The following is a 4,070-nucleotide window of genomic DNA, read 5'->3' as shown; positions in this document are numbered from 1 at the left end:
GTGCGCCCACGGCGAGGGCGCCAGCCAGGCAGGCCAGCAGCACCCGCACGCGCTGCGCGTCGCGCCGCGTCGGCGCAGTCCGGGGCCGCGCCCGCAGCGTGCGCCGGTACATCGCGGCCAACGCAGCGACCCCTACGACGGTGCTCAGGTACTGGAGGAGCGAAACGACGTGCACATGCCGGTCCACGGCGGCGAAGGCCGGGCGATTCAGGGCGTGCAGCCACTCCAGGCCCCAGCGGCCGGGATGCGTGAACGAGTCCCAGAACACGTGGGTGGCTGCGCCGAGCAGGATGGACAGTACCGCCGTCGCCAGGCTCGCCCAGTCTGCGCGCCTCCGTGGTCCCAGCGCCTCGCGGGCGATGGCCCGGTGCGGTTCGGGCAGCAGGATGGTCAGCGGCGCAGAGAAGCTCAGCATCAGCATGAGCAGCAGCAGGCTCACCGGCAGGCAGACCGTGACGACGCCCAGCGGCGTGTGGCAGAACGTCGACGCCCAGCCGTGCAGGCCCACGTAGTAGCTCAGGTCGGGCGCCATCGACCCGAGGATCAGGGCTGGCCAGGACAGCCAGCGGGGGCACAGCGGCTGCAGCGGCAGGATGGCAGCCGGGTGGGCAAAGGTCCAGGGCATGGTGGCCGCCTCAGGCGTGCGCGCCCTTCACTCCGGCTGCACCGGCGTCTTGTAGAACCAGCGCCGCGCACCCTTGGGCTCGAAGGGCTTCCACTGCCCCTCCGGTTGCGCGAGGCGGTCTGCCAGCGCATACAGCGCGATCGGGTTCACACCCAGGCCGATGTGGCTGGCCTGCACCTCGATGTTCTCGGCCAGCGGCGAGGGCTCGTTGACGCTGCAGCGCCAGGCGACGACGCCGTCGGTCCTGGAGTAGATGGACGTCGTCGGCACCGGCGGTGCCTGGCGGATGGCCGCCATCAGTTCGGGGTCGTTGGACGTGTGGCCGCTGACCAGCTCGAAGAAACGCCAGGCGTTGGTCGCGCGTGGGTGGCCGGTGAAGGGCGTGCCCAGCGTGACGACGCAGCGCGTCAGCTCCGGGCATTCCTTGGCCAGCTCGCGGGCATAGATGCCGCCAAGGCTCCAGCCCAGCAGGCTGACCTTGCGGTGATGGCGACGATACAGGGCCTGCAGGTCGGCCTTGATCTGCTCCAGCACGCCGGCGCGCGGGCCGAAGTTGAAGCCCTGGCCCCAGGGCTGCGTGGCGTAGCCGAGCGAGTCCAGCATGGCGCGCAGCGGTGCCGTCGTCAGGTCGTTGGCGCCCAGGCCCGGGAAGACGAGGACCGGATGGCCATCGCCGTGGGGCAGCTTCCTGAGCCAGGGCGTGGTGGCCAGCAGCGCCGCGTATTCCCAGGGCGCGCGCCCCTCCAGCATCAGCAACCAGGCATTGGGCGCGCGCAGGTCGGGCCAGTCGGGATGGGGGAGGGTGGCGGTCTGTTGCCAGCGCGAGAAGCGCGGCGAGCGGGGGGTGAGCATGCTGGACAAAACGGAATCGGGCGAGGCACAGCCATGTTAGCCAGCCGTCGCGTGTTTCCGCAGTGGGCTTGCCCTGGCCTTGGGTGTCGCCTGGGTGACGTTGGGTCAGCTGCGCAAGGCTTGGTCCGCGGGGTGTGTGGCATCTGGCCGCGCGCCCCCGCAGCACCTGCGGGGGGCGACGATCAAAGACGCAGGCTGCCCGCGTCGTCGCCGGCCGCTGTCCTTCATGGTGATTGCGCGCGGGGCTGGGATGAAACCGGCGCCTGCGCTCGGGGGCTCGCGTGCAAGCCGCTCCTCCATCGAGGATGGCGGGGCCGCCGCAGCTGGATCCAGCGCCTCCCGGCAGCAGTGCTCCGATACCGGTTCAGTCCCAGCCCTGCCCGTCCGTCCCCAATCAGGCCGCCTTGACCGCCCGCTGCTTGGCCGGTGCCTTCTTCGCGACCGTCTTCCTGGCCGTCACCTTTGTGGCCGGGGCCTTCTTGGCGGACGCTTTCTTGGCGGGCGCTTTCTTTGCTGCCGCCTTCTTCGCCACCGCCTTCTTCGGCGCCGGCGCGTCGACCTGGGCCTCCGGCAGCGCCTGGAATTCCATGAAGGCTGCCTCGACATAGGCCGCCAGCTCGGCCGTCTCCGGCAGCGCTTCGCCGCAGGCCATCAGCCCGATGTCCAGCGATTGGTTGTAGGTCTGCACCGTCACGTTCAGCGCCAGGCCGTGCACGGCGATGGAGGTGGGATAGTTGGTCAGCATCTCGGCACCCGCGAGGTAGAGCGGCACCTGCGGCCCTGGCACGTTGGAGATGACGACGTTGGCGATGACGGGCAGCTTCTCGGCCACGCGGGCGCGGCCGTAGAGCATGGCGCCGGCCTGCATCAGCCAGGGGATGCCGAGGCTGGGGAAGTCGGTGGGCATCAGGCTCTTGAGCTGGGTCATCTGCGCCTTCATGGCCTTCGCCGACGCGATGACGTGGGCCAGGCGTTCGGCCGGGTCGGCCAGGTGCGTGCCCAGACTCATGAATGTCATCGTGGCCTGGTTGTTCGACGTGGTGTCGCCGGCCGCGCGGGTGGACACGGGCACGGCGGCGATGAGGCTCCTGCGCGGTAGCGGGCCGTGCTTGGTGAAGTAGCGCCGCAGGGCGCCGCCGATGATGAAGAGGACGGCGTCGTTGAGGCTGGCCTGGTGGCGCCGGCGTGTGCGGTTCAGCTCGGCCAGCGGCAGCGTGACGCCGGCAAATGCGCGCGTGTCCGACAGGCTGACGTTCAAGCGCGTGCGCGGGGCCGGCCCCAGGCTGGCGACCGCCTTCTTGCCGCGCACGACCGCCGTCGTCTGCGCCGCGACGCTGGCGAGCAAGGTGCGCAACTTGTCCACTGAGGCCTCGGCCGCCGCGCCCCCCAGCGACTTGACCGCCATGCCGCCAAGGATGGTGGCCGCGTTGGGCAGGGAGCGTGCCAGCTTGAGGGTTTGTTGCCACTGCTGCGAGACCGCGGCACGCAACATGCCGACGGTACCGAGCTGGCCGCGCTTTTTGCCGCGGGCGGCCAGCGACTCGATGGCTCGCGGCTCGGGGCTGAGGTCGAGGATGACCTGGGCCAGCGCGACGGCGGCCTGGCCGTCCACCGCGGCGTGGTGGAGCTGGGTGTAGAGGGCCACGCGCGGCTGACCCTCAGGGCCGGGCTCGAGGCCAGTGAAGACGTGGAACTTCCAAAGCGGCCGGCTGCGGTCCAGCAGCACGGGGTGCAGCGCGCCGACCTGGGCCTCCAGCTCGGCCATGCCGCTGCCATCGGCCAAAGGGATCTCGACGATGTGTTGCTCGAGGTCGGGGTCGGCGTCCACCCAGCCCGGGTTGGACAGGCCCAGCGGCATCGCCAGCAGCCGCCGTCGCAGGGCCGGCAGCAGCGGCATGCGAGAACGCATGTGCTCGCGCAGATCCTCGAGATAGTCGCCGTCGTAGCCGGCAGGCAACTGCAGCAGATGCAGCGCGCCGACATGCATCGGCATCTGCGGCGTTTCGAGATAGAGGAAGCTGGCGTCGAGGCCGGCAAGCTGCTTCATCGTTGTCTCCTGGATTTGCGATCCAGCATACCGATGAATCCTCAGGAGGCCCTCCGGGCCGACCCCGCCAGCGACTGGTGCGAATCCGGCCTTGAGATCCTTTGAGATCCGTCAGGCGGGCCCCCTTGGGGGCCGCCTCGGCCGGTCGAGGGTGGGCTTACTCCTCCGGCACGAAGATCCAGAGCAGGATGTAGAGCAGGATGCCGCTGCCGAAGGCCAGGAAGAGCACCGTGAAGATCAGGCGCCAGACCCAGGAGTCCAGCCCGGTGGCGCGGGCGACGCCGCCGCAGACGCCACCGACCCAGCGGTCCACGCGGGAGCGGCGCAGACCGTTGACGGCGCCGAGGTTGGGCGCGGGGGCGCCACCCGTGCCGCTCGGGGCATGACCGCCCAGCAGGCGGGCCTTGGCCTTGGCGAATTCCTCGTCGCTCAGCACGCCGCGGGCGTGCAGGTCGGCCAGCTTTCCGAGTTCTTCTGCGTCGTTCATCTGAGGCTCCTTAGCGGTTGATGAGGCGAAGCCTAGCGGTCCCGGGCCCGGCCGCGAGT

At 70.4% G+C, this 4,070-nt stretch carries 4 protein-coding genes; all 4 read right to left on the bottom strand.

What is annotated here, in order from left to right:
- Positions 1–625: DUF4184 family protein (locus tag VGF12_RS24975; protein ID WP_331178754.1), on the bottom strand; the 625-nt coding region annotated here is incomplete at its 3' end.
- Between the two features lie 27 nt (positions 626–652).
- Positions 653–1,477 carry an esterase/lipase family protein gene (locus VGF12_RS24970; protein ID WP_414710198.1) on the bottom strand — a complete coding sequence of 275 codons (825 nt, stop codon included), beginning with the start codon at positions 1,475–1,477 and terminating at the stop codon, positions 653–655.
- 394 nt (positions 1,478–1,871) lie between these two features.
- Entirely contained in the window at positions 1,872–3,524 is a 1,653-nt protein-coding gene (locus tag VGF12_RS24965) for a wax ester/triacylglycerol synthase family O-acyltransferase (RefSeq protein ID WP_331178753.1), read from the bottom strand.
- A 157-nt stretch (positions 3,525–3,681) separates the two neighbouring features.
- Positions 3,682–4,011, bottom strand: coding sequence for a PspC domain-containing protein (locus tag VGF12_RS24960; protein ID WP_331178752.1), 330 nt, complete (start codon positions 4,009–4,011; stop codon positions 3,682–3,684).
- Positions 4,012–4,070 lie beyond the last annotated feature (59 nt).

Source organism: Roseateles sp. (genome assembly GCF_036404855.1).
Classification (GTDB): domain Bacteria; phylum Pseudomonadota; class Gammaproteobacteria; order Burkholderiales; family Burkholderiaceae_C; genus Pelomonas.
This window is presented reverse-complemented; position numbering and strand designations above follow the sequence as displayed.